At 52.0% G+C, this 23,449-nt stretch carries 21 protein-coding genes; 20 read left to right on the top strand and 1 reads right to left on the bottom strand.

What is annotated here, in order from left to right; genetic code table 11:
* The first annotated feature begins 9 nt into the window (after nt 1–9).
* The 12 genes from BN2684_RS22190 (at nt 10) to BN2684_RS22135 (ending at nt 15,455) form a co-directional block, all read left to right on the top strand.
* The gene (locus BN2684_RS22190; RefSeq protein ID WP_058304257.1) at nt 10–987 is read left to right on the top strand and encodes a hypothetical protein; all 978 of its coding nucleotides are present in this window, start codon (nt 10–12) and stop codon (nt 985–987) included.
* Between the two features lie 237 nt (nt 988–1,224).
* On the top strand, nt 1,225–2,658 hold the full coding sequence (locus BN2684_RS22185; protein ID WP_058304256.1) for a MerR family transcriptional regulator: 1,434 nt from the start codon (nt 1,225–1,227) through the stop codon (nt 2,656–2,658).
* A 43-nt stretch (nt 2,659–2,701) separates the two neighbouring features.
* Nucleotides 2,702–3,406 carry a response regulator transcription factor gene (locus BN2684_RS22180; RefSeq protein WP_058304255.1) on the top strand — a complete coding sequence of 235 codons (705 nt, stop codon included), beginning with the start codon at nt 2,702–2,704 and terminating at the stop codon, nt 3,404–3,406.
* Nucleotides 3,391–4,659 (top strand): HAMP domain-containing sensor histidine kinase, encoded by a 1,269-nt coding sequence (locus tag BN2684_RS22175; protein WP_058304254.1) that lies wholly within the window; start codon nt 3,391–3,393, stop codon nt 4,657–4,659. The genes BN2684_RS22180 and BN2684_RS22175 overlap by 16 nt, the downstream gene beginning before the upstream one ends.
* Before the next feature lie 182 nt (nt 4,660–4,841).
* A complete protein-coding gene (locus BN2684_RS22170; RefSeq protein WP_058304253.1) occupies nt 4,842–6,410 on the top strand; it encodes an IS1182 family transposase in 1,569 nt (522 codons plus the stop codon).
* Nucleotides 6,411–6,545: 135 nt separating this feature from the next.
* Nucleotides 6,546–7,331: an ABC transporter ATP-binding protein gene (locus BN2684_RS22165; RefSeq protein ID WP_058304252.1), complete on the top strand. Its 786-nt coding sequence runs from the start codon at nt 6,546–6,548 to the stop codon at nt 7,329–7,331.
* Nucleotides 7,332–7,334: 3 nt separating this feature from the next.
* On the top strand, nt 7,335–9,683 hold the full coding sequence (locus BN2684_RS22160; protein WP_058304251.1) for an ABC transporter permease: 2,349 nt from the start codon (nt 7,335–7,337) through the stop codon (nt 9,681–9,683).
* Nucleotides 9,684–9,979: 296 nt separating this feature from the next.
* Entirely contained in the window at nt 9,980–10,510 is a 531-nt protein-coding gene (locus BN2684_RS22155) for a GNAT family N-acetyltransferase (protein ID WP_058304250.1), read from the top strand.
* Between the two features lie 200 nt (nt 10,511–10,710).
* Nucleotides 10,711–11,415 carry a TetR/AcrR family transcriptional regulator gene (locus BN2684_RS22150; protein ID WP_058304249.1) on the top strand — a complete coding sequence of 235 codons (705 nt, stop codon included), beginning with the start codon at nt 10,711–10,713 and terminating at the stop codon, nt 11,413–11,415.
* A 3-nt stretch (nt 11,416–11,418) separates the two neighbouring features.
* Nucleotides 11,419–12,117, top strand: a complete 699-nt coding sequence (locus tag BN2684_RS22145; protein WP_058304248.1) for a flavodoxin family protein — start codon at nt 11,419–11,421, stop codon at nt 12,115–12,117.
* 165 nt (nt 12,118–12,282) lie between these two features.
* Complete coding sequence (locus tag BN2684_RS22140) at nt 12,283–14,439, top strand: alpha-galactosidase (protein ID WP_058304247.1); 2,157 nt, start codon at nt 12,283–12,285, stop codon at nt 14,437–14,439.
* 269 nt (nt 14,440–14,708) lie between these two features.
* The gene (locus tag BN2684_RS22135; protein WP_058304246.1) at nt 14,709–15,455 is read left to right on the top strand and encodes an MBL fold metallo-hydrolase; all 747 of its coding nucleotides are present in this window, start codon (nt 14,709–14,711) and stop codon (nt 15,453–15,455) included.
* Between the two features lie 91 nt (nt 15,456–15,546).
* On the opposite strand, the gene BN2684_RS22130 is transcribed toward BN2684_RS22135, so the two are convergent.
* Nucleotides 15,547–16,488, bottom strand: a complete 942-nt coding sequence (locus BN2684_RS22130) for an MBL fold metallo-hydrolase (RefSeq protein ID WP_058304245.1) — start codon at nt 16,486–16,488, stop codon at nt 15,547–15,549.
* A gap of 261 nt (nt 16,489–16,749) precedes the next feature.
* Between BN2684_RS22130 and BN2684_RS22125 the strand changes: the two genes are divergently transcribed.
* The 8 genes from BN2684_RS22125 to nrdE all read left to right on the top strand — a co-directional run bounded on the left by BN2684_RS22125 (nt 16,750) and on the right by nrdE (nt 23,415).
* On the top strand, nt 16,750–17,118 hold the full coding sequence (locus BN2684_RS22125; protein ID WP_058304244.1) for a MerR family transcriptional regulator: 369 nt from the start codon (nt 16,750–16,752) through the stop codon (nt 17,116–17,118).
* A complete protein-coding gene (locus BN2684_RS22120) occupies nt 17,115–17,441 on the top strand; it encodes a thioredoxin family protein (RefSeq protein WP_058304243.1) in 327 nt (108 codons plus the stop codon). Before BN2684_RS22125 ends, BN2684_RS22120 begins: the two co-directional genes overlap by 4 nt.
* 133 nt (nt 17,442–17,574) lie before the next feature.
* Nucleotides 17,575–17,886: a (2Fe-2S) ferredoxin domain-containing protein gene (locus BN2684_RS22115; protein WP_058304242.1), complete on the top strand. Its 312-nt coding sequence runs from the start codon at nt 17,575–17,577 to the stop codon at nt 17,884–17,886.
* 203 nt (nt 17,887–18,089) lie between these two features.
* Nucleotides 18,090–19,424, top strand: a complete 1,335-nt coding sequence (locus tag BN2684_RS22110; RefSeq protein WP_058304241.1) for a putative DNA modification/repair radical SAM protein — start codon at nt 18,090–18,092, stop codon at nt 19,422–19,424.
* Nucleotides 19,403–20,248, top strand: a complete 846-nt coding sequence (locus BN2684_RS22105) for a TIGR03915 family putative DNA repair protein (protein WP_082652134.1) — start codon at nt 19,403–19,405, stop codon at nt 20,246–20,248. Before BN2684_RS22110 ends, BN2684_RS22105 begins: the two co-directional genes overlap by 22 nt.
* The gene (locus BN2684_RS22100; RefSeq protein ID WP_058304240.1) at nt 20,245–20,538 is read left to right on the top strand and encodes a putative quinol monooxygenase; all 294 of its coding nucleotides are present in this window, start codon (nt 20,245–20,247) and stop codon (nt 20,536–20,538) included. Before BN2684_RS22105 ends, BN2684_RS22100 begins: the two co-directional genes overlap by 4 nt.
* Before the next feature lie 446 nt (nt 20,539–20,984).
* Nucleotides 20,985–21,344: a class Ib ribonucleoside-diphosphate reductase assembly flavoprotein NrdI gene (nrdI, locus tag BN2684_RS22095; RefSeq protein WP_058304239.1), complete on the top strand. Its 360-nt coding sequence runs from the start codon at nt 20,985–20,987 to the stop codon at nt 21,342–21,344.
* Nucleotides 21,331–23,415, top strand: a complete 2,085-nt coding sequence (gene nrdE / locus BN2684_RS22090) for a class 1b ribonucleoside-diphosphate reductase subunit alpha (RefSeq protein WP_058304238.1) — start codon at nt 21,331–21,333, stop codon at nt 23,413–23,415. Before nrdI ends, nrdE begins: the two co-directional genes overlap by 14 nt.
* Nucleotides 23,416–23,449 lie beyond the last annotated feature (34 nt).

The raw sequence follows: 23,449 nt of genomic DNA, 5'->3' as shown, positions 1-23,449 counted from the left end.
GGGACGACAGTGGAAGGTATAGAGGTCATAGAAGCCATAGGGATCATTCCTCGCTATGATGAGGATTTCTTCAACTGCTACATGGGGCATCTGCTCAGCTACCTCAAGCTCCTGAACGTGCCGGTGGAGCTTGTCTTCTACAAATGCCTGGAGCCCCTGCAGCGGATCTATCACAGCTTTGTCGTGCATGGGAGAGACCGCTGGCATTTTCCTTCCCCCTACTTCGATCTTCACCTACTTGGGGTTCGCACCTTCCAAGAAGTCTATCCCACTTATGAGCTTGCGAAGCCAAGCATTCTGAGGCGATTGGCGGAAGGGAAGGCGGTTTTCTTTTCAGGTGACGGGTTCTATGTTCCTCATCGAATCGAAACCTATGGCATTCGGCTGCAGCCGCATAATTTTATGCTCACGGGGTATCGAACGGACGAGAACGGTCCGGAATGGTTTGTCCAAGATCATGCGAGGCCGGATTTCTTCGATTGGTATGCGGAATCGATCGTCCGCGATTGCTATGACAAAGCTGAGTATCCGTTCGCCCATTACATAGCGTATTACGAGATCGATCGAGAAAAGCTGGATTCGCTGGATCGATCCAACTTTCGCCAACCTCTGGAAGAGTATCTGGATATGTATTTGGACGACTTCGCCCTCTACGACTCCATTTGCGCGATGGTGAGGGAATCCCCCAACGGAGAAGGCTTGCACTTGAATCGGATGATTGGGCTGGAGCGAACTCTCTTTTTTCTGGCTTCATCCAGAGAGCTGTTCGGTCGATTCTTGACAGCCACTGATTTGGATGATGGACTCGGGATCCTGATTCAACGGTCGAAAAAGGCAGCTTTTACGGCTCGCGGGCAGCTGATGCGAGGGAAAACAGGCGGAGGGAGCAATCGAAATGTTGACCGGTTTGAAGCCGCCATGCAGGAACTGAAGCAGACGGAGCAGACTCTACTCGATACACTCAGGCGCAGATTCCTCGGAATCTAGCGCTTGTTTTTTTGATCCGCAATAGGCAATGAATGCCTTAATGAAAGATATATGAATATACATTGCATTCGGTTTTGTTGTTTCCTAAGATGAGCTTACAGACAGAGTGACAAGGGAATGTAACATCTCTTTAAAAGACTCTAGACTCTCCCGTTGAGTGTAATGATAAGAATGAGATAGATCGTTTTTTCGATCACCCAGATGGTTCAAAATTGCGGCAGAAAGGATGGTGACCCGATGTACAAAATAGGAGAGCTTTCAAAGCTGAGCAAAATACCCGTCAAAACCTTGCGGTATTATGACAGCGAAGGGCTGCTTATTCCGGATGAAATCGACCGTTTTACGGGCTATCGCTATTATTCAGCCTCTCGCCTTGCCGACTGTTATCGGATCGTTGCACTGAAAGAGCTTGGCTTTACGCTTGAAGAGATTAAGCTTCGGATGGAGGCTGACTCAGCAGACCGGATTATCGCCCTGATTGAAGCAAAGCAGGATGAGCTGAAAAATACCCTCATGCTGACCGAGTCGCGGCTCAACCGGCTCGAAGCGGTCAAACAAGTCATGTCGGAGGGGGAAACGGAGACGTTCGATCTTATCATCAGAAGCGCGGATACCCTGCGTGTTGCAGTGCTAAGAAAAGTCTACGCGGAGAAAGAAGAGGCCTTTGCAGAAATCGCGAAAATGAAAAGCCTGCTGCCAAAGAACCTGCTTGGTAGAAGGGAAGTGATCATTAATTATGAAACCGAATACCGCGAAAGCCAGTTTGACCTTGGCTCCTGCGTTGAAATTACAGGTAGGCTGCCGGATGACTTCGCCTTTGAGGACAAAGTCATTCTAGTGCAGTCTGATGTAGCTACTTTGGTATGCAAAAGGCAGGAGCTGGAGAAAGCCTATCCGGCGATGATCAACGATGATATCAACCTGCCGTTTGAGGATGATTCGGATGCAGTCGGCAAATGGAAATTCCTTGATGTCGTACCGAGTGAAGAACAATTTCGATATGGACAGGAGAAATCAAATCAGGGCGTATGGCTTCAAGAGCTGTACTTCCTTCCGAACGGTGAACCGTTTTGGGCAGTCGGAGGTTGGACGAAGGGGTGGCTGTTTACTTCGAGCGGATACCCTGAACGAATCTACAAAAATCGCTACACCCTCCGGACTCATCAGGGGAAAAAACTGATGTTCCTTCACATGAAGGATTACGAGCATGAGGCTCGCGGCGGGATGCCGATCGTTTGGGTGTATGAAAAGGTTTCAGACCGAGCTTTTTCTAGAGACGAGATCCGGATTCGCGACAATACCGACTATCCATTTGTTCCGGATGAGACCCTACTCGGATCGTGGAAAGTCCGTGATTTCGTTTTGAACCCAATGGATTTTGATCCAGCAAAGCAAAGCTTCCCGAAGGAAGAGCTATATTTTGAACGGATAGAATTTAAGAAGGATGGAAGAGCCATCGCGAAGTATGGTCAAAAGGAACCTTATGAACGTTCATGGACGAAAGGCCTTTTGCTTGATTCGAATAATGAAATTGCCGAAACTTATGAGGTCAGAAGGATAGACGAGACTGACTATCTCTTTGTGGAATGGAAAAGCGGAGATTACACCTATGGTGGAAAGCAGCCTTATTGGTATGTGATGGTAAGATCAGCAACTCCTCCGTTAGCTTAATTATGCTAGAATAGAGGCAAACTTCTGTCAGCGGGAGAATGCCATGAATTATGATTGCTTGATCGTGGATGACGAGCGGGAGCTCGCAGAGAGCACAAGTGAATATTTCAACTTGTTCGATGTGCGAACGGCTTATGTGACGAGTGCAGAGGAATGCCGTGCGTTCTTGCGAGAAAACTCGGTGTCTTTATTGCTGCTAGATATCAATCTGGATGAGACCTCGGGCTTCCAGCTGTGCAAAGAGCTCCGTCAGGAAACCGGCATCCCGATTCTGTTTATCAGCGCACGCACTTCGGAGGACGATGTGCTGGTTGCTCTTGAGATCGGCGGAGATGATTACATCCACAAGCCGTATACCCTTCGGGTGCTTCTGGCCAAAGTGAAGGCCGTTCTGAAGCGCTGGAGCAAGGACACGCCGGAGCCCGAGCGAGAAGGGTGGACAGCGGGGCCGGTCCGGATCGATCCGGATTTGCAAAAGGCCACCTTGAACGGGGAACCGCTAAAATTGAAAACGATGGAGTTCAAATTGCTCAGCTACTTGGTCCAGAACAAAAACCGCGTCATTCCCAAAGAAGAGCTTTTCGCCAGCGTTTGGGGAGATGTCTTCGCCGGGGATGGGACCTTGAATGTACATATCCGTCATTTGCGGGAAAAGATCGAGCAGAATCCCAATGAACCTGCCCATATCCGCACGGTATGGGGAATTGGTTATGTCTTTGAGGAGCGCGCCGCATGTTCCGCAAATTGATGCTTCTGCTGGTGGTGGTTGCTTTGACGGGAGGCGTTGCCGTATTCGGGTTTCTGGCTCAACTCAAGGAGGAGACGCCGCTAGACCGGGTTGCGATCAATGCGATGGTGCAGCAGACCGAAATCAACTGGGGGATACCCGAAACGCTAGAACGCTTGGAAGGTCCCTATGCGTATACCCTTCTGGATCAATCTGGAGCGGTTCTGTTCCAGTCGGCAGAGGGGCTTTCCCGCTCAGTGAATGAAGCGCTTCTCAACCGGGAGACCCCGATCGATATCATGGTGAACGGTCAGCTAGTCGGCAAGATCATTATTCACAATGACCACGAGGCCGCTTTCCATCGCCTGAAGATGCGATTGACTCTCTTGAGCGGCGCGATGATGGTTCTCCCGTTCCTGTTAGGCTTGGGCTACATCCTCTATTTGAACAAGAACGTCCTGCGCCCTTTTTCAAAAATGCAGCGGTTTGCCCGTCATATCGCCAAAGGTGATCTCGATCTGCCGCTGGAGATGGACCGGAACCATCTGTTCGGAGCCTTCACCGAGAGCTTCGATATGATGCGGGAGGAGCTGGCGGTCGCGAGGCAAAACGAATATTTGGCCAACAAAAGCAAAAAGGAGCTGGTGGCCGGCCTGAGCCACGACATCAAAACGCCCGTCGCCTCGATCAAGGCCATCACTGAACTGATGCTGATCAATGTCGCGGATGAGAAGACGGAAAGGCAACTGCAGACGCTCTACTCCAAAGCAGACCAAATCGACCAACTGGTGACCGATATGTTCCATTCCACCCTGGAGGAATTGAACGAGTTGAAGGTCAACATCACAGAGGAGAGTAGCGAGCTCCTGAATGAGATCATTCGCAATGCCGACTACTCCGGCGTAATCACCGCTCAGCCCGTGCCTTCCTGTCTGTTGGCAGTGGATGCCATCCGCCTTCAGCAGGTCGTGGACAATGTCGTGCACAATGCCCGCAAATATGCCGGAACGGGTGTTGCCGTAAGCTTCTTGATCCGCGAAGGCTTCTTGGAGGCGGAGTTCGCAGACGGAGGACCGGGAGTTGAGGAAGAAGAGCTGCCCCTGTTGTTTCATCAATACTATCGAGGGAGTCGGGCGGTCAACCAGAGCGGAGCAGGTCTCGGCTTATACCTGTCTCGCCATCTGATGCGGAGAATGCAGGGGGAGATCGAGTGCTATAACCGTCCCGACGGATTTACGGTGAAGCTGATTATTCCACTTACGGGAACGAATTAAGGAATGATTAAGGAATCGACAAAGACCCGCTAAGAACTTCTATTGTACGATAAGAGGGTGTCCCAAAAGTCATCAAGGATGACAGAGGGGCGCCCTCTTTCTCATTTGGACAAACAAAAAGAAACCACTCTTTGGTAAAATGGAGGTACCACCCAACCATAAACCAAAAGGAGTCGGTTTCTTTGTACATTCAATATAGCATGGATCAACTGTGCTTACCAATGGATTTGGAGGAAGACATTCCCGCAAATCACCTCGTTCGCGTGGTAAACGCCGCCGTCAATCGTCTCGACGACGCCATCTTCGACGCGGCGTACCCTGGAGGAGGACGAGATAGCTACCATCCCAAGATGCTCACTAAAGTCATCATCTACGCCTACACCCAGCGCATCTACTCCTCTCGTCAGATTGCCAAAGCCGTGCGCGAAAACATCATGTTCATGTGGATCGCAGGCCGACAACGACCGGACTTCCGTACCATCAATCGGTTTCGCTCGGAGCGTATGAAAACCGTGCTGGAGACCGTGTTTACCGCCGTTCTTCACTTTCTGGCGGAGGAGAACTACGTGCAATTGGAGCATTACTTCGTGGATGGTACCAAGATTGAAGCCAACGCGAATCGGTATACCTTTGTGTGGGGGAAAGCAGTCGTGAAGCACAAGGCCAAGCTCCAGGAGAAGGTCCAAACGCTATTTGCGACAATTGAAGAGGCGGAGAAGCAAGAGGAAGGCGTGCACAAGGGCCGGGATCTTCTCGAAGTGGGCGAGTCGGCAGCCGTTACCAGTGAAAAGCTGGAGCAGGCGGTCCGACAGTTGGAAGAACGCCTGCAGGAAAAGCCCAAGGACAAACCGCTCAAGAAAGCCGTGCGCGCGCTCCGAAAGGACTTGCTTCCCCGGCTTCAGAGGTACGAAACACACCAAGCCATCTTAGGCACGCGAAACAGCTACAGTAAAACGGATCATGACGCGACGTTTATGCGGATGAAGGAAGACCACATGGGAAACGGCCAGCTCAAGCCGGGCTACAATGTGCAGGTCGGTACCGAAAACCAGTTCATTCTCGGGTACAGCGTCCACCAGCGACCGACCGATACGCGCTGCCTCATCCCTCATCTCGAAAAGATCAAGGCTCAGCTCGGGAAACTGCCGAGCACCGTGATTGCCGATGCGGGATATGGCGGTGAAGAGAACTACGACTATCTGGAGCAAAGTGAAGTCGAAGCGATCGTCAAATACAGCACGTATCATCGGGAGACGAGTAAGGCATGGCAGAATGACATCAGCAAGATCGACAACTGGAGCCATGACAGCGAATCGGACACCTGGACATGTGCGGCCGGGCAGACGCTTCATTTTCGTCGAACGAGCAAGGTACTGACGGAAAGCGGATATGAAATCGAATACCGGCATTACCGAAGCACAAGCTGCGAGGACTGTCCGCTGAAATCACAGTGTACGAAAGCACAAGGGAATCGTGAGATTAGGGTCAGCATGAAATATATGCAGCTCAAGAACCAGGCCAGACAGAAGCTCCGCAGTGCAGAAGGGTACGCCTTAGCCGTACAACGCATGATTGAGCCAGAGCCTGTGTTTGGCGATATCAAGAACAACCGGGGCTTTAGACGATTCCTGCTTCGAGGCTTACCAAAGGTGAGCCTCGAGGTCGGGTGGTTGTCGCTTGCCCACAATTTGCTCAAGAAGGCAGCGATAGACGCCAAAAACGAAGGAGCTAAGCGAGAACGGTCCGCTTAGCTCCTTCGTTTCGTTTTTTTTGCTATCCCATTTGCTCCTGAGGTTGTTCCAAAGCTTGCTTTTGGGACACCCTCATTATTATGCCTGATAGAGAAGGCCCGTAATGAGCATCAACCGGATGGGGTGGTTTCGAGGATGATAGCAAGTGATAAGGACGCCGAAAGACGCGTTTTGCTGCAAACCAAAAAGCTGGTGAAGACCTTCTCTCACGGAGGAACCCAGCAGCACGTGTTGAAGAATCTGGATTTACTCCTTTATGAGGGTGATTTCACGGTCATCATGGGAAGCTCCGGGTCGGGGAAGTCCACCTTGCTCTATGCCTTGTCGGGAATGGATAAGCCGACATTAGGTGAGATCTCGTTCGGAGGCTCAGAGATGACCCGAATGAGCAATGACCAACTGGCGGTTTTCCGCAGAAGCCATTGCGGGTTTGTGTTTCAGCAGATCCACATGCTCGATACGATGAGCGTGCTGGACAATGTGCTGACCAGCGCCTATCTGGTCCAGAAAAACCGGGCCGAGGCGGTCCGCATAGCCCGAGAGATGTTGACCCGAGTGGGACTCGACGCCAACACGCAGAAGCGATTCCCCTCGCAGATTTCCGGCGGCGAAGCGCAGCGGGCAGCGATCATCCGGGCCTTGATCAACAGCCCGAAGGCGATTTTTGCCGATGAGCCCACTGGAGCCCTGAACCGTGCAGCGAGTGAAAGCGTACTAGAGCTGTTGACGGAAGTCAACGAACAGGGACAGAGCATTGTGATGGTGACCCACGATGTCAAAACCGCCTTGCGAGGCAATCGGATTCTCTATTTGCAAGACGGGATCGTCATGGATGAGCTGCGCTTGCCCTCTTATCGTGGAAATTCCGATTCGGAGCGGCTTGCGCAGCTTCAAGACTTCTTGGCGAAGCTGGGGTGGTAACGGATGGGATACGCGATAAGTAAGGTAGCTTGGTCCAATATCCGCAAGCGCAAAAGCGCCGCCATCACGTTCATGATTTTGATTTTACTGTCTGTGATGCTTCTCTATATCGGCTTGTCTGTTATGCTGCGACTCGGTTCGTTTCAAGAGCATAAGAAGGAGGAACTGAACGTTCCTGACATAATTGCCTTTTACAAAGAAAGCAGGGAGGTTTCCTCGTTTCAAGAGGTAGTCAAGAACGATCCGGCTACCCTCCATTGGGAAGCCGAGCGTGCTCTGCAAGTCGGAGAGAGCAAGATCCGTTATGCAGACTCGGAGGTTCTGGCCAGCTTGCTTATTCTGAATAAGGATGCTCCGAGATCGCTGTCGCCCTATACGGAGGTTGATCCGCATGCGGAACCGGCTGGGAAGGCGCTGATTTATCTGCCTTACATGTTTCAGCTGTCCGGCGGGTACAAAGCAGGCAACACCTTCACCATTCCGATCAAAGGCAGCTCGTATTCCTTTATGATCGGAGGCTTCTTCGAGGAAGCTCTGCTTGGATCGTTTACGAACGGACCTGTGAAGCTATTCGCGAACGAATCGGCTTACCGTCAGCTAGAGAAGGTGCTGGGCCAAGAGGCTCGATATGAGCTCCTCTCTGGTATCTTGGACAATCCCAGTCAATCGGTTAATAAGCTATGCCAAGACTTGTCTGAGAAGCTAACCGCCTCCGATGCAAGCGGCAACTATACCATCCTCGATGGGGGGGCTGCCATGGAGGGGAACCAGTTTATGGTTCGCATGCTAGCTGCCATTCTCGTGGTCTTCTCTCTCTTGATCGTGAGCATAGCCCTCGTGGTCATGCGGTTTCAGATCCTGGTGCAAATTGAAGATTCCATGGTCAATATTGGGGTCCTAAAAGCAAATGGATATACCTCACGGCAAATCAGAAGCTCCATTCTGCTGCAGTTTCTCTTCATCGGGCTCACCGCGGCTTTGCCCAGTCTGGGGTTATCCGCAGTGGTGATGCCGTTTGTCGGAAATATGATTTCAGCTTCCCTTGGGCTTCTGTGGTCGCCTTCCTTTGATTCGATCAGTGCGGTGGTGAGCCTCATGACCATCGTAGGCTTGCTGCTCTTGGTTGCCTTCCTATCCAGCAGGAGAATTGGAGGCATCACTCCGATTGCCGCGTTGCAAAGCGGGCTCCAAACGCATAATTTCAAACGAAATCCGCTTCCTCTAGCGAATTCGCGGCTTCCCTTGCAGCTGGCTTTGGGGCTGAAGGCTCTTATTCGGCAAACGAAGCAGAACGCAATGCTGGTCCTCATCGTGACGGGACTTACGTTTTCCAGCGTCTTTTGCCTGATTCTGAACTTCAATATGACGAGGGACAACACGGAAGTGATCAAGCTGGTCGGGATCGAACGCAGCAACGTGAAGCTCGCGCCGAAGCAGGGGAAGATCACTCCGGAAAGGTACAACGAGCTGTCCTCCATGGAAGGGGTTCGGAAGCTGGCTCTGCTGGATGGGATGAACGCAACGATTGAGAACCAAATGGTCCTCCTGCAAGTGTCCAATGATTTCAGCAAGCTGGAGACCCAAACGGTCTACAAAGGCAGACATCCGTTATACGATAACGAAATTTCCTTGTCGGGGATGGTGGCGAAGCGGATCGGCAAGTCCATCGGGGATGAGGTCCCGGTCATGGCGAACGGAATCACTCACACCTACATAATTACCGGCCTCAGTCAGCAGATCACCCAATTGGGAATGGTCGCCTCGATGACGGAGGAGGGCTTCGTCAAATTGATGCCGGACTATACGGCCAAAACCTTGGACTTGTACTTAAAGGAGGGGACAGATCCGCAAGCTTTCGTTCAGGAGCTGGAAGAACGGTTCCCAGGAGTTTGGATCACCATGAATATGGAAGAATGGCTGGAGGGGACTTTGCGGACCTTTACCTATGCCATCTCGACCATCACGTGGACCGTAACGGCGGTTACCCTGTTTGTGGTCAGCCTGATCCTGTATCTGGTCATCAAGACGCTTGTCATTCGACGAAAAAGAGAGCTTGGGATCCTCAAGGGGTTAGGGCATACCTCCCATCAATTGATGACGCAGATTACCTTAAGCCTTTTGCCGGTCATCCTCATGGGAGTAGCGGTTGGAAGCCTTCTCGGCTATTTGTACTCCGATCGATTGTTTATGTTGCTGCTGTCAAGTCTCGGCATCTACAACGTGGAGTTCAGCGTGAACCTGCCGGAGGTGTCGCTTCTGTGCTTGGGACTCTTGGCGGTTTCCTGTGTGGTATCTATGCTCGTCTCGCGGCGGGTCCGCAAGATCAGTGTAACCAGCTTGATTACGGATTAATCGTGAACCTCGATCCTCTTGCTGAAAGAAACACGGCTGGAATTCGTTTGGAATCGAGCGACGGAATCCATTCCTATAAAGGAAACTCTCCGTAAAAGGAATGCCCTGCTCATGCTAGGATAAGGAAGAGGGACGGGAAATGACGACCATTTCGAGAAGGGTCGAGCTTTATCTGTCTACTGCGAAAGAGTAAAGAGAAAGGATGAGAGTCATGAAAAAGTCGATGTTGTCCGCTTGTATGATACCCGGGAGGGTTGCAATTCGTTAGCCTTCCCACTAATTAGGGAGGAAATGAAATGAAACTGGTTATGGACCGACTCGTCATCCGAAATGCGAATGCGGAGGATGCGCGAACGTTATGCAAATGGTGGAACGATGGAGCGATTATGGCTCACGCTGGCTTTCCGAATGGGATTGGCACCACGGAGCAGGAAGTCTTGAATCGCATTCTAGCTGATAATGACAGCAGCCGACGACTGATACTGGAAGTCGATGGCATCTCTATCGGGGAAATGAGCTACAGTACCGTTAAAGAGAATACGGCAGGGATTGGCATCAAAATCTGCGATTTTGAGCAACAGGAGAAGGGCTATGGAACTCTCTATTTATCGATGCTGATTCGCTTTTTATTTGAGCAGATGGGATATACCACAATCATCTTGGATACAAACGTGAAGAATAAGCGGGCTCAGCATGTCTATGAGAAGCTAGGCTTTCGACAAGCCGACGTTCGCATGGATTCATGGAGGGATCAGCTTGGCGAGCCACAATCCTTTATCGATTATGAATTGACGGTTGATGATTTCAAAAAAGCCGCTATGATTTAGGTTTGAAAAAGAAAACCGCTTCAATCGGAACCGCCTCTCTAATCATGGGGGGAGACCGATTCAGAAGCGGTTTTTCTTTCGGCCAGTTTACGAGTCTTCGGATTTTGAAGATTCCGCTGATTCGTAAGTGGGTGATTGTCAGGCTAACGATTGTTCGCTATAATGTGGCTATCAACTGTTAGCCAAATGAGGGATTTCGAATGAATGGCAAGGATAGGACACCAGCCGCAGCTTTGGATGCCGGTGAGCAGCCCACCACCAAGGAACGAATTTTGACAGAAGCTTTGACTCTCTTCTCGGTTCATGGGTATGAAGGGGTATCGGTGCGCGATATAGCGGGGGCTGTTGGGATCAAGGAGAGCTCTCTCTACAAGCATTATCGGAACAAGCAGGCCATCTTTGACACCCTTCTCGAAGAGATGAACGAACGCTACCATACGATGGAAAGCGCTTTGGGAATCCCCGGAGCGGCTGTCGCTCCAGTTAGCGAAGCAAAGCAGGGAGTGGAGTTCGATCCAGTTATCGTCTATTCAGAAATCACCGAAGAGGCTCTCATCGAAATGAGTTGTGCCTTGTTTCGGTATTACCTTCGCGACGATTACGCGGCCAAGTTCCGGAGAATGCTCTCCATCGAGCAGTATCGGAACAATGCAGCGGGGAGCGCATTTACAGATACCTTCCTGAACGGTCCGCTCCATTATCAGAGCCTCCTGTTTGCAGGGCTCATGAACGGCGGAGCGTTTCGAGAAGAAGATCCTGACATCGCTGCCTTGCATTTTTATTCGCCGCTCTACCTTCTGCTCTGCCTCTACGACGGTCACCCGGAGAAGGAGGAGGAAGCGCTGGAGAGAGTGAAGCAGCATGTGATTCAATTCCGCAGGGTATATGGGGGAGCGAGGGGATAACGGATGAAAATTGCCGTTCTGCACGGACAGATGCACCGGGGAAGCACGTATCACTTGACTCACTCGGTGCTTGATCGGTTAGGCGGTGAAGGAGCAGAGATTCGCGAATTCTTCATGCCGCGCGATACGCCAGGCTACTGTGTCGGCTGTTACAAGTGTTTTATGGAAGGGGAAATGAAATGCCCCCATTCAGATGCGGTTCAACCCATCGTCGCGGCACTGGAAGAAGCCGATGTCATCATTCTCGATTCTCCTTGTTATGTCTTCGGGATGACCGGCCAGCTCAAGACAACCCTCGATCACGTGGGCTATCTCTGGATGTCTCATCGGCCGAGTGCCACCATGTTTCGCAAGGTCGGCCTCGTGATTTCTACCGCCGCAGGCGCAGGAGCTTCCAAGGTGACCAAGGATCTTCGGACGCAACTCTTTTTCTGGGGGGTGCCAGTCATCCACCGCTGGAGCGTAAAGGTGGCGGCCTTCAACTGGCAGAGCGTGAAACCGGAGACCATTCAGCGAATTGAGCGAAAAGCGTCAAAGCTGGCGAAGCAAATCCGCAAGGAGGTCAACTCTGCTCGTCCAGGCTTCAAAACCCGGATGATCTTTCGAATCATGAGACTGAGCCAAAAGGGGAACAAATGGAATCCGCTCGACCGGGAGCATTGGGTTCGGGAAGGCTGGATGGACAGCGAGCGTCCGTGGTAGCCTCCGGTACATCATGACAGGTCTTCCCGACACTATGACATTCATTCGACTTCTCCGGTTCGGTATAATTCATCGTGTAAGGTTCCGTCGATCGCCGTTTTGCCGCGAATATCTCCGGCATTCGGCTCCGTGCGGGAATTATGCGAGAACGGGAGTGTTCAATCGGTGAAGATTTTAGTCCATGAAAACGAACTGCTGTTTCATTTGCAAGGAGATAAAGTCAGCTACATCGTGCAAGTCGTGAACGGGGTGCTCGTGCACCAGTATTGGGGCAAGAAGCTGCGGGATTCGGGCAACCTTGCTCAGCTTCCGAATTATCCCACACAAGCCAATCTCGACATGACCAGTCAAGAGTATCCGCAGTATGGCAACGGAGACTTCCGCGTACCGGCTTATCAGGTCAAGCTGGAGGACGGAACCCGCATCACGGAGCTGCTGTATGAAGGGTATCGGATCGTTCCGGGCAAACCGGAATTGAAAGGGCTTCCTGGGGTTTACGCCGAGCAAGACGAAGAAGCACTCACGCTTGAAATCACCGCGAAGGATGCTTATTCCGGCCTCACGGTTGTGCTCAGCTACAGCGTATTCGCTGGTTCCGACGCGGTCGCTCGTTCGGCCAAGCTTGTAAATGGCGGAGAGAAACGTCTCCACCTTCTGCGTGCCCTCAGCGCCAGCGTCGATCTGGATGTATCTGATTATGATGTGGTGTATCTGGCGGGAGCATGGTCCAGGGAAGCGCATATGCAGCGCCGTCCGCTGGGTCCCGGCAGCACCCGGCTCGAAAGCCGCCGCGGCATGAGCGGACACCAGCTGAATCCTTTCGTTGCGCTGGCAAGCAAGGGCGCGGATGAAGATCAAGGCGATGTGTTCGGCTTCAGCTTCGTCTACAGCGGCAATTTCCTTGCGGAGGCCGAAGTGGATTTCATGAAGAAGGTGCGGGTGCAGATCGGGCTGAACCCGTTCGATTTCGATTGGGTTCTGGAAGCGGGGGATTCGTTCCAAACTCCCGAAGCGATTCTCGTCTATTCGGCGGAAGGGCTTGGCGGCATGTCCCGTACATACCACAAGCTGTATCGGACTCGTCTCTGCCGCGGACAATATCGTGACCAAGTCCGCCCTATCCTCGTGAACAACTGGGAAGCGACGTATTTTGATTTTACCGCCGACAAGATCGAGGATATCGCCAAGGTCGGAGCGGAGCTCGGGATCGAGCTGTTCGTACTCGACGACGGCTGGTTCGGTAAACGCAACGATGATACGACATCGCTTGGTGACTGGTTTGTGAACGAGAAGAAGCTGCCGCTTGGTCTCGGCAATCTCGCGGAGCGGATCAATAACCAAGGGCTCAAGTTCGGCCTGTGGGTCGAACCGGAGATGATCTCTCCGGACAGCGAGTTGTACCGCGCTCATCCGGATTGGTGTCTGCATGTGGAGGGCCGTAGAAGAACGGAAGCGCGGACCCAGCTCGTATTGGATTTGTCACGCCAGGAAGTGGTGGACTATATCTATGACACGCTCAGTAAAATCTTCAGCAGCGTATCGATCAGCTATGTCAAATGGGACATGAATCGCAGCTTGACCGAGATCGGCTCCGCCGCTGCGCCTGCCGAACGGCAAGGCGAAATCGCTCACCGCTACATGCTCGGCGTGTACGAGCTGATGGAGCGGATCACCACGGCGTTCCCGCATGTCCTCTTCGAAAGCTGCTCTAGCGGCGGCGGCCGTTTCGACCCGGGCATGCTCTATTACATGCCGCAGACCTGGACGAGCGATGACACGGATAGCGTCGAGCGCCTCAAGATCCAATATGGAACGAGCCTGGTCTATCCGGCCAGCACAATGGGAGCTCACGTATCCGCCGTTCCCAACCATCAAGTGGGCCGCTTCACGCCGTTGTCCATGCGCGGCGACGTGGCCATGTCCGGCAATTTCGGCTATGAGCTGGACCTCACCAAGTTCACGGAAGAGGAACGGGTCGAGGTAAAGCGTCAGGTTGCGATGTACAAGGAAATTCGCGGTATCATCCAGCAAGGTGAGCTATACCGCCTGCGCAGCCCGTTCGAGCACAAGGAGACGGCGTGGATGTTCGTCAGCGAGGACCGTTCCGATGCGGTGGTCTTCTTCTTCAAGGTGCTGGCCGAACCGTTTGGGCCGAAAGCGTCCTTACACCTGAAAGGGCTTGATCCCGAGCGGGATTACGTCGTCGAAGGAGTCGGAACCTACGGGGGAGACCGCTTGATGAATGTCGGCCTGTCCTTCGAACCGTTGAAAGGCGATTATGCCAGCAAGGTCTTCCGGCTGAAGGCCGTTTCCTCCCACTAATAAGAATGGAATGAAAGTAGTGTGGAGGCGGTATCACCGTCATTATATGACATGATGTGCTCCGCTTAACGTTTGATTTACTTGAATCGAAAGGACCTGAAAATCTACTTCGCCGTGGATTTTTTGGTCCTTTCTTGTATGGATCGGAAGATCTCCCTTTCATGCGGGCATTCAAGATTGGCGGTTGCGATGAATTTGGTATAAACTAGAATTGCTTTTTTGGTGTTGCGGATTGTCTTCTATCTTAAGAAACAGACGAGGGTGAAACCATGTTCGAGCGAGTAAAAATGAAGCCAATCAAGGATCACATCTGGTTAATGAATGACAACGACGAAGCAACCGGATATCTTGTGATTGGCTCCCAGAAAGCATTGATCATCGATACGATGAACGGCTATGAGAATGTGAGAGAAATTGCGGAAACGATTACAAGCTTACCGCTAATGGTTGTGAACACCCATGGTCATCCTGATCATATCTACGGCAACATTTATTTCGAGGAAGCGTATCTCCATCCGGACGATCTGGCATTGGCACAGCAATTCTATCAGGAGCCGATGTTTACAGAAGCGATTGAACAAATGAAGCTGAAACCGGCGGATTTTCGACCGATTCACGCAGGAGATGTGATCGACCTGGGAGGACTCGAGCTGGAAGTCTACGGTGTTCCGGGACATACCCCGGGAGGCATTTGCTTGCTGGACCGCCAGGATCGAATCTTGTTTACCGGTGACAGCATCATTGAACAGACATGGATGCAGTTGGAGGAAAGTCTGCCCATGGAGGTGTTTTTACAGTCTCTAGACACGCTGAAGAGTATACGCGGCGAATATGATTTCATTTTAACCGGGCATAGCAGAGACTTGGAGGATGCGTCACTCTATGAAGCGCATCGGAATGCTGTGAAAGAAGTCTGTGAAGGAAAAAAAGAAAACGATATCCCCTACGAATGGTTTGGCGGCACATCCAAAGCTCATCCGTACGGCAGCGAACCAAGAAGAATCGTCTATAAATGAGAATGTGTTGAATCCGCATTCCCAGAATGCCCCTTCATCCGGCTGCACTCGATCATTCCTTGGGATGATCCCTAACCCGGACTTGAGGGGGTTATTGGCTTTTGGCGAACAGCCAACGGAAGTTCCACTCGAACACATGGGATAAGCGCCATTCATCATAAGGAGCGGGAACACCCTTCGCCAGCCAGAACTCAACGTCTATGCTGCTCTTGGCTGCTTGCTCTGCATAGGCTTGAATATCCGTCAGATAGCTTGTCATGTCCCTTAGACAGCTCCGGTCCGCAACTTCCCCATGACCAGGGATCACCTTATGAATATCCAGTTCATTGTCTATCCTTTGAATGATGGATACCCATTCCTTCGGTTCGCCATGCAGCATAGCGGGATGCGATCTCCCGAGGATCAAGTCGCCAGAGATCAATACCTTGGCATCGGGCACGTATACGAGAAGGTCGCTCTCGGTATGTCCTCCTCCATACGTAAACAAGCGGATGCTTCGCTCGGAGCCATGAATCCATAACTCATCCTTCAAGGTTAGCGAAGCGCCAACCCGTTGAATAGAGGGGGCAGCCTCGAACAGGTTTGTTTTATCCCCGATTTCATGGTCCAAAGCAAGGCGAACTCTGGGATCGAAAGCAGCGTCTCTCACTTCCGACAAGCCATCGATTTGCCGCCGCAGCCCATCCTGCCAGTCGGCAGTCTCCCCGCGCGGATTCTGATCCAGCAGTTCCTTGGTTCTTATGGATGCGATGATCCGGCTGCCAGGGAAGGATTGATTGCCATAATGATGATCTCCATGAAAATGCGTGTTGACGATGAACGCTGCTGGCCTGTTTGTCAGCCTCTCGGCGGCTTCGCGCAAATGATCAGCCGCTTGAGGTAAGCTGAAGGTATCGACGATGACGGTTGTGTCGCCCAGATCCAAGATGACGGAGTTGGCCGCCGCCCCGCTGCCAGGTTCGGCTATCGCGGCCCAAATCCCGGCTGCCACGTTCTGAAGAGTAAAATAATTGTTTTTTTCAAGCTCTAGCACGAATGCCAACCTCCTCAACTTCTATCCCATGATCCTTTGAATGAATCAAGGATTCCCTTATTATTCCACAACCACGAACGGTCGACTAGGTTTTGTTTTCAATCTGGATTTCGGATGGTTGGACACGCTTGAACGCAAGGCTTAGCGAAGCATGTGAATTTCCGGGCAACCTATAAGTACAAGAAGTATAGCTTTCGCTTGACTCTGACACTAATGTCAGGGTTTATAATGAGGGCAAGTCAAGGAAAGGAGGAGCCATCGGTGAGAATTGGAGAGCTATCGCAGCTGACGGGAGCCAGCATTCGGTCCTTGCGTTATTATGAACAGCAGGGTTTGTTGAAGTCGGATCGCTCGGATAGCGGCTACCGGGAGTACAACCTCACGGCGGTTGAGCAGGTTAAGACCATCCGATTTTATCTATCGCTCGGGCTGACTACCGAAGAAATATCCGGTTTCTTGACCTGCGTCATGAAGAACAAGGAAGCCTTTTGCCAAGAAATCCTTCCGATCTACCGCCAGAAGATGGCCGAGCTCGATGCTCAAATTGGGCTTTTGACCGGTATACGCGCCAATCTCGCCGAGCGGATTACCTCCATCCTTGAAGAAAACGAAGGGAGCGACAAATCATGAACGTACCTACCGTAAATCAAGAAGGGTTCGAACAGATCGTGAACTCGGGGGAAACGGCATTGATCGAATTTGGTGCAAGCTGGTGTGCTCCTTGCCGGGCGTTAGGTCCTATTCTGGACGAGATGAGCGCAGAATACGGAGCTTCCCTGCCAATCGCGAAGGTGGATGTCGATGATTCGCCCGAGCTTGCATCCACTTACGGAGTTATGAGCATGCCGACGGTGATCCTTTTTTATAAGGGTTCACCGGTGGATAAGCTGGTCGGACTGCGTTCGAAGGCCGTCTATCAAGCTGCAGTCGAACGTTCGTGTAAAGTTAGCTGACGCAGATTAAGGACATTTTGAAACAATTTCGAAATGGATCCGCTTCTGTAAGAAATATCATAAGCAAAACGGTGAACATCCCCTATAATTCTCGGCAAATCAGTCACGATAGATGACATGGAGGCGGACGAGAATGAATATGCGGATGAAAGCCTTGAAGCATCATGTGTTCTTTTGCAGCAGCGAGCATTGCAACAACCAGGAGACGGAGCCCGTGATGGAGGCCTTTAAAGAGCAGTTGGTCGAGCATGGGATTATGAAAGAGGTAAAGATCAACAAGTGCAGTTGTTTGGGCCTATGTGGGAACGGTGCGTTCATGCTCGTATATCCAGAAGGGGTTTGGTACTATGACCTTACGCCTGAGGATGTTCCGCAGATCGTCGAAGATCACTTCGTCAATGGTGAAATCGTCGAAGAGAAGATGATGATGCGTCTAGGAAGCTGAGATCAAGTTGATCGAACTCTGTCATAACGCAACAACAAGTAAGCACATCCTTGAGGATGTGCTTTTTGTTGTTCTTTTGGCTGTTGCTTTGGGTATGCACCAGGAGCAGGGATAACGGAGCGGCTAACGAGAGACATTCATGGAGTCTTTCTTGACAAGAACAAACGTTCTTATCTATACTGGATAAGACAGGAGGAACCGATATGGACGTCATCGATAAACTGACTATCCTGACTGACTCCGCCAAATATGATGTGGCCTGCACATCAAGCGGAGTTGACCGTAAGAATACGCCCGGTACGTTAGGAAACGCCGTATCCATGGGCATCTGTCACAGCTTCTCTGCGGACGGTCGTTGCATTTCGCTCCTCAAGGTGCTGATGACCAACGTTTGCATCTACGACTGTGCTTACTGTGTCAACCGGAAATCGAACGACACAAGGCGAGCGGCCTTCACCCCGCAGGAATTGGCCGACCTGACCATCCAGTTCTATCGGCGCAATTACATAGAGGGATTGTTTCTCAGCTCGGGAGTAATGAGGAATCCCGATTATACAACGGAGCGATTAATTGAAACCTTGGAGCTGCTGCGAACCGAATACCGGTTCGGGGGCTATATTCATGTGAAAGCGATACCGGGAGCCGATCCGGAGCTGTTGACCCGGTTGGGGCATTTGGCCGATCGGATGAGCGTGAACATTGAGCTTCCCTCGCAGGAAAGCCTGAAGCTGCTTGCACCGGACAAGACGAAGGAATCGATTCTGTTGCCGATGGGCCACATGAAGGAGCGGATCGCCGAGAACAGCAAGGATATCGTCAAATACCGCCATGCGACCAAGTTTGTACCGGCTGGTCAAAGCACGCAGATGATCGTGGGTGCGACTCCGGATACGGATTACCGCATCTTGAATCTGAGCGAAGGCCTCTACCGCAAATACAAGCTGAAGCGTGTCTTCTATTCCGCTTACACGCCCGTTCTTGAGCATTCGCTTCTTCCGGCTCTCGAATCGAAGCCGCCGCTTCTGAGAGAGCATCGGCTTTATCAGGCGGATTGGCTTCTTCGGTTCTATGGCTTCGAAGCGAAGGAGCTGCTTGACGAGAAGAATCCCAACTTCAATCCCTTGATGGATCCCAAATGCAACTGGGCCATCCACCATATGGAGCTGTTCCCGGTCGAAATCAACAAGGCCCCTTACGAAATGCTTCTCCGGGTTCCTGGTATTGGGGTAACAAGCGCTCAACGAATCCTGAAAGCCCGGAGGACGGGGGCCCTTGACTTCGCCGGGCTGAAGAAGCTCGGAGTGGTTCTTAAGCGCGCTCAATATTTTATTCTCTGCAGCGGGAGAACCCTGGAAGGCTTGCGGATCAGTCCAGACTCGGCTCTGAGAGCGCTTGTGTCCGACAATATGCGTAAGAAGCATTTGCACAAACCGGAAGTGGAGCAGCTCACCTTCTTTGACGAGCTCGACCCGAAGAATCCGCTGAATACAGCGGTTAGCCGGGAGGATGTGGTGCAATGCCTTACCGGACAGATGTAGTCTTCGTCTATGATGGCACCGCAGACGGTTTGCTGACCTGTATCTTCGAGAGCTACGCTCGCAAGATCATCCCTATTGATATTCAACCGGAAGGTTCCGCTGAGCCGGTTCTCTTTGACGTGATCGAGATTCCGACCGTCGAAGAGAAAGCGAGAAGAGTCGAGCAGGGGATTCGCAGCAAGCTCGGCCAGGAAGCTCTCGATCTGATTCAGAATGGCATCTTGACGTGCCACCCGCATAAGGAGCTGGTCGTGCTGCGCTACGTTCGCCTTGGTTTACGGGAAGGGCAAGATGCCCTCAACCGTCTGGCGGATGATACCGTTCACTCCCTGCACAAGGCGGTTCAGGGCCTGAACCGTGAGGTGAACAAGTGGATGGGATTCATTCGTTTTTCCGCTTACGGCCAAGTGCTAGTCGCCGAAATCGAACCCTTGAACGAGGTCCTGCCGCTCCTGGCTCCCCATTTCTGTGACCGGTATGAGAGGGAGGCCTTCCTCATTTATGACCGTACCCATAAGAAGGCGCTCGTGCACCGGCCGGGTGAACATGTTATCATGGAGGTGGACGAGTTGACCTTACCGGAGGCGAGCCGCGATGAAGAAGCGTATCGCACAATGTGGCAAAGGTTCTACGAAACCATAGCCATTCAGGAAAGAATAAACCCGAGAGGGCGTATGAATCATATGCCCAAGCGCTATTGGAAGCATCTGACGGAGATGGCGTCCCCGCGGATCGCGGAATCGGCCGATGCGGTTTATTTGGTCGGCAAGGATAGCGCGGCTGATGATTCATCCGGAATAGAGAAGGAGGAGAAGGAACGATGATTATCATTCATGCCGATTTTAAGGTGTTCCCCGACAAGAAGCAGTCATTCTTGGAGGCGGTTCAACCGTTGGTTCAAGGTTCGCAGGCGGAGGCTGGCTGTATCCGCTACACGTTGATGCAGCTTGTGGGAGATGAGACTGCTTATACGATGGTGGAGGAGTGGAAGGACCAGGAAGCGGTCGATGCTCATAACGCATCCGAGCACTTCCAAAGCTTTGGTCGATTTGCCCCTTCCTTCTTGGCCGACAAAATGAATGTGAAGGTTTTTCGGACAACGGATACGGAATAACGATTACGTGCAGATTGACAAGCTTACCTCCATGCGATTTAGGACGATAACGATTAAGGCGGTTAAATAAATCGCATCGATGTTGTGAATACCATCACAAATGAAAACGTTGATCTTTTCCCATTTGGAGCTGCTCCCTCGAGCAGCTCTTTTTGCTGAAAAAATACTGACGGCATAGGGATGAGCATGAAAAATAGGTCGAAAACCTACACTTTCACCGCTGGTTTTCATGGTTTTCATAGGTAATTATCGAGCAAAAAAACATCGGTCGAGCCGACAAAATGTGATTGACATCACTACATATTGACGTTAAATTAAGTAGTACCGACTACATATGGTGTTTCGAACAATTGTTCGGTGTGTATAGAAGACAAGGGTTTTTATGCGGTTCGAAGCAAGGATTCAGCCAATGCTCGATCGGACTAGCAAGGAAGGGGAGTACAGGAATGGTAGTCGTTTTTGATTCCAAGACGGGCAATGTGAAGAGGTTCGTGCAGAAGCTGAAACTTCCCGCCATCCAAATTCATGACTCCCTGAAGCTGGAAGAACCTTATGTATTGGTGACGTATACGACCGGCTTCGGTCAAGTGCCGGAGCGGGTCTCCGCTTTTCTTCGAGAGAACCACGATCTTCTGCTGGGTGTTGCTGCAAGCGGCAATCGCAATTGGGGAGACAAGTTCGCCCGCAGCGCAGATTTGATCGCGGAGAAATATGAGGTTCCCGTGATCGGTAAGTTTGAATTGTCCGGCACAATGGGAGATGCGGAACGATTTCGTATGGAGGTGAGCCGGGTTGCGGCATATTGAATTGAACAACATGCTGATGAAGCTGGATCCGAACGGATTTTACCAGCTGGACAAGGACCGCGAGGCGGTAAGGGTGTTTATGGAAGAGGTCGGGGCGAAGAGCTTGACGTTCCGCGACACGGCCGAGAAGGTCCGTTATATGATTCAGAATGACTATTATGAGGATATGCTTGCCCATTATTCGATGGAGGAAATCGAGCGGGTGTATGAAACCAGCCACGTCTACGGATTCGAATTTCCTTCCTACATGGCGGCATCCAAATTCTATACCGATTATGCAGTGAAGACGAATGATCGCTCGCAGTACTTGGAGCATTATCCAGACCGCGTGGCAGTCGTCGCCTTGCATCTCGGCAGAGGGAATGTCGAGACCGCGTTGACGCTCGCCCGTTCCATGATGGAGCAGCGGCTTCAACCGGCTACGCCGACCTTCCTGAACGCAGGCAAGAGCCGTCGTGGAGAGATGGTCTCCTGCTTCCTCCTGGAGATGGACGATACGCTTAACTCCATTAACTATGTGCTCAACACCTGCATGCAGCTGTCCAAGATCGGCGGAGGCGTCGCCGTAAATCTCTCGAAGCTGCGTGGCCGAGGCGAGCCGATCAAGGGTGTGGAAGGCGCTGCGAAGGGCATCATGCCGGTGCTCAAGCTGATGGAGGATGCTTTCTCCTACGCCGATCAGATGGGACAGCGCAAGGGCTCGGGCGCCGCGTATTACAACATTTTCGGCTGGGATGTCATGGAGATCCTCGACAGCAAGAAGATCAACGCCGACGAGCGGACGCGGCTCAAAACGCTGTCGATCGGCCTCATCGTACCGAACCGCTTCTACAAGCTGGCGCAGGACAACGAACCGCTGCATATCTTCGCTCCATTCAGCGTCTATAAGGCGTATGGGATTCATCTCGACGACATGAACCTGGATGATATGTACGACACGCTCCTCGCTGACAGCCGTGTGAAGAAGAAGGCGATCATGAGTGCGCGGGACATGCTGACAAAGATCGCCTCCGTCCAGCTGGAATCGGGATACCCGTACATCATGAATCGTTCGAATGCGAACAAGGGACATGCGCTCGGAGGAATTGGCCAGATCAAAATGTCGAACCTGTGCACGGAGATCTTCCAGCTGCAGGAGACGACCGAAATCGCCGACTACGGCCAGGCGGACACCATCCGCCGGGACATCAGCTGCAACCTGGCCTCGCTCAACATCGTGAATGTCATGGAGAAGCGCAAACTTCGGGAATCGGTTCATGAGGGCATGATCGGCCTAACGGCAGTCAGCGATATGACGACGATCCAGAACGCGCCAGGCGTGGTGAAGGCGAACCGGGAGATGCATTCGGTAGGATTGGGTGTCATGAACCTGCATGGCTATCTGACGAAGAACAAGATCGCTTATGAGAGCGGGGAGGCCCAAGAATTCGCACGCGCCTTCTTCATGGCGATGAACTTCTATTCGCTCGAGAAGAGCAGCGACATCGCGGCTGAACGAGGGGATACCTTCTGCGATTTCGAGCGGTCGGATTACGCCACGGGGGTTTACTTCGACCGTTACCTCACGACGGATTACCGACCGATCAGCGAGCGCGTCAAAGCGCTCTTCGAAGGAATCGAGCTCCCGGGACCGGCCGAGTGGGCGGAGTTGAAGACGAAGGTCATGACGAACGGCCTCTATCACGCCTACCGGATGGCGATTGCTCCGACAGCGAGCATTTCCTACATTCAGAATGCGACGTCCAGCGTCATGCCCGTTGTCGAGCGCATCGAAACGCGCACGTACGCCAATTCGACGACCTACTACCCGATGCCTTATTTGCAGCCGGACAACCTGTTCTACTACAAGTCCGCTTACCAGATGGATCAGTTCAAGGTGCTCGATCTGATCGCGGAGATTCAAGCTCACGTCGACCAAGGCATCTCCACGGTGCTGCACGTGAACAGCAATGTGACGACCCGGCAGCTCGCCCGTTATTACTTGTATGCGGCGCATAAAGGGCTGAAGTCGCTTTACTACACCCGGACCAACAAGCTGTCCGTCGAGGAATGCTTGACCTGTTCGGTGTAACGGAGGGCGGGGACAACTCTCTTTCTGGAGCATG

The organism is Gorillibacterium timonense (assembly GCF_001457415.1).
Lineage (GTDB): Bacteria > Bacillota > Bacilli > Paenibacillales > NBRC-103111 > Gorillibacterium > Gorillibacterium timonense.
This window is presented reverse-complemented; position numbering and strand designations above follow the sequence as displayed.

Bases quoted from the DNA above. Each gene is read 5' to 3' on its own strand.
- BN2684_RS22165 (WP_058304252.1), top strand. From the start codon at position 6,546: ATGATAGCAAGTGATAAGGACGCCGAAAGACGCGTTTTGCTGCAAACC.
- BN2684_RS22160 (WP_058304251.1), top strand. From the start codon at position 7,335: ATGGGATACGCGATAAGTAAGGTAGCTTGGTCCAATATCCGCAAGCGC.
- BN2684_RS22145 (WP_058304248.1), top strand. From the start codon at position 11,419: ATGAAAATTGCCGTTCTGCACGGACAGATGCACCGGGGAAGCACGTAT.
- BN2684_RS22120 (WP_058304243.1), top strand. From the start codon at position 17,115: ATGAACGTACCTACCGTAAATCAAGAAGGGTTCGAACAGATCGTGAAC.
- BN2684_RS22105 (WP_082652134.1), top strand. From the start codon at position 19,403: ATGCCTTACCGGACAGATGTAGTCTTCGTCTATGATGGCACCGCAGAC.
- BN2684_RS22100 (WP_058304240.1), top strand. From the start codon at position 20,245: ATGATTATCATTCATGCCGATTTTAAGGTGTTCCCCGACAAGAAGCAG.
- BN2684_RS22175 (WP_058304254.1), top strand. From the start codon at position 3,391: ATGTTCCGCAAATTGATGCTTCTGCTGGTGGTGGTTGCTTTGACGGGA.
- BN2684_RS22135 (WP_058304246.1), top strand. From the start codon at position 14,709: ATGTTCGAGCGAGTAAAAATGAAGCCAATCAAGGATCACATCTGGTTA.
- BN2684_RS22115 (WP_058304242.1), top strand. From the start codon at position 17,575: ATGAATATGCGGATGAAAGCCTTGAAGCATCATGTGTTCTTTTGCAGC.
- nrdI (WP_058304239.1), top strand. From the start codon at position 20,985: ATGGTAGTCGTTTTTGATTCCAAGACGGGCAATGTGAAGAGGTTCGTG.
- BN2684_RS22155 (WP_058304250.1), top strand. From the start codon at position 9,980: ATGAAACTGGTTATGGACCGACTCGTCATCCGAAATGCGAATGCGGAG.
- BN2684_RS22110 (WP_058304241.1), top strand. From the start codon at position 18,090: ATGGACGTCATCGATAAACTGACTATCCTGACTGACTCCGCCAAATAT.
- BN2684_RS22150 (WP_058304249.1), top strand. From the start codon at position 10,711: ATGAATGGCAAGGATAGGACACCAGCCGCAGCTTTGGATGCCGGTGAG.
- BN2684_RS22180 (WP_058304255.1), top strand. From the start codon at position 2,702: ATGAATTATGATTGCTTGATCGTGGATGACGAGCGGGAGCTCGCAGAG.
- BN2684_RS22185 (WP_058304256.1), top strand. From the start codon at position 1,225: ATGTACAAAATAGGAGAGCTTTCAAAGCTGAGCAAAATACCCGTCAAA.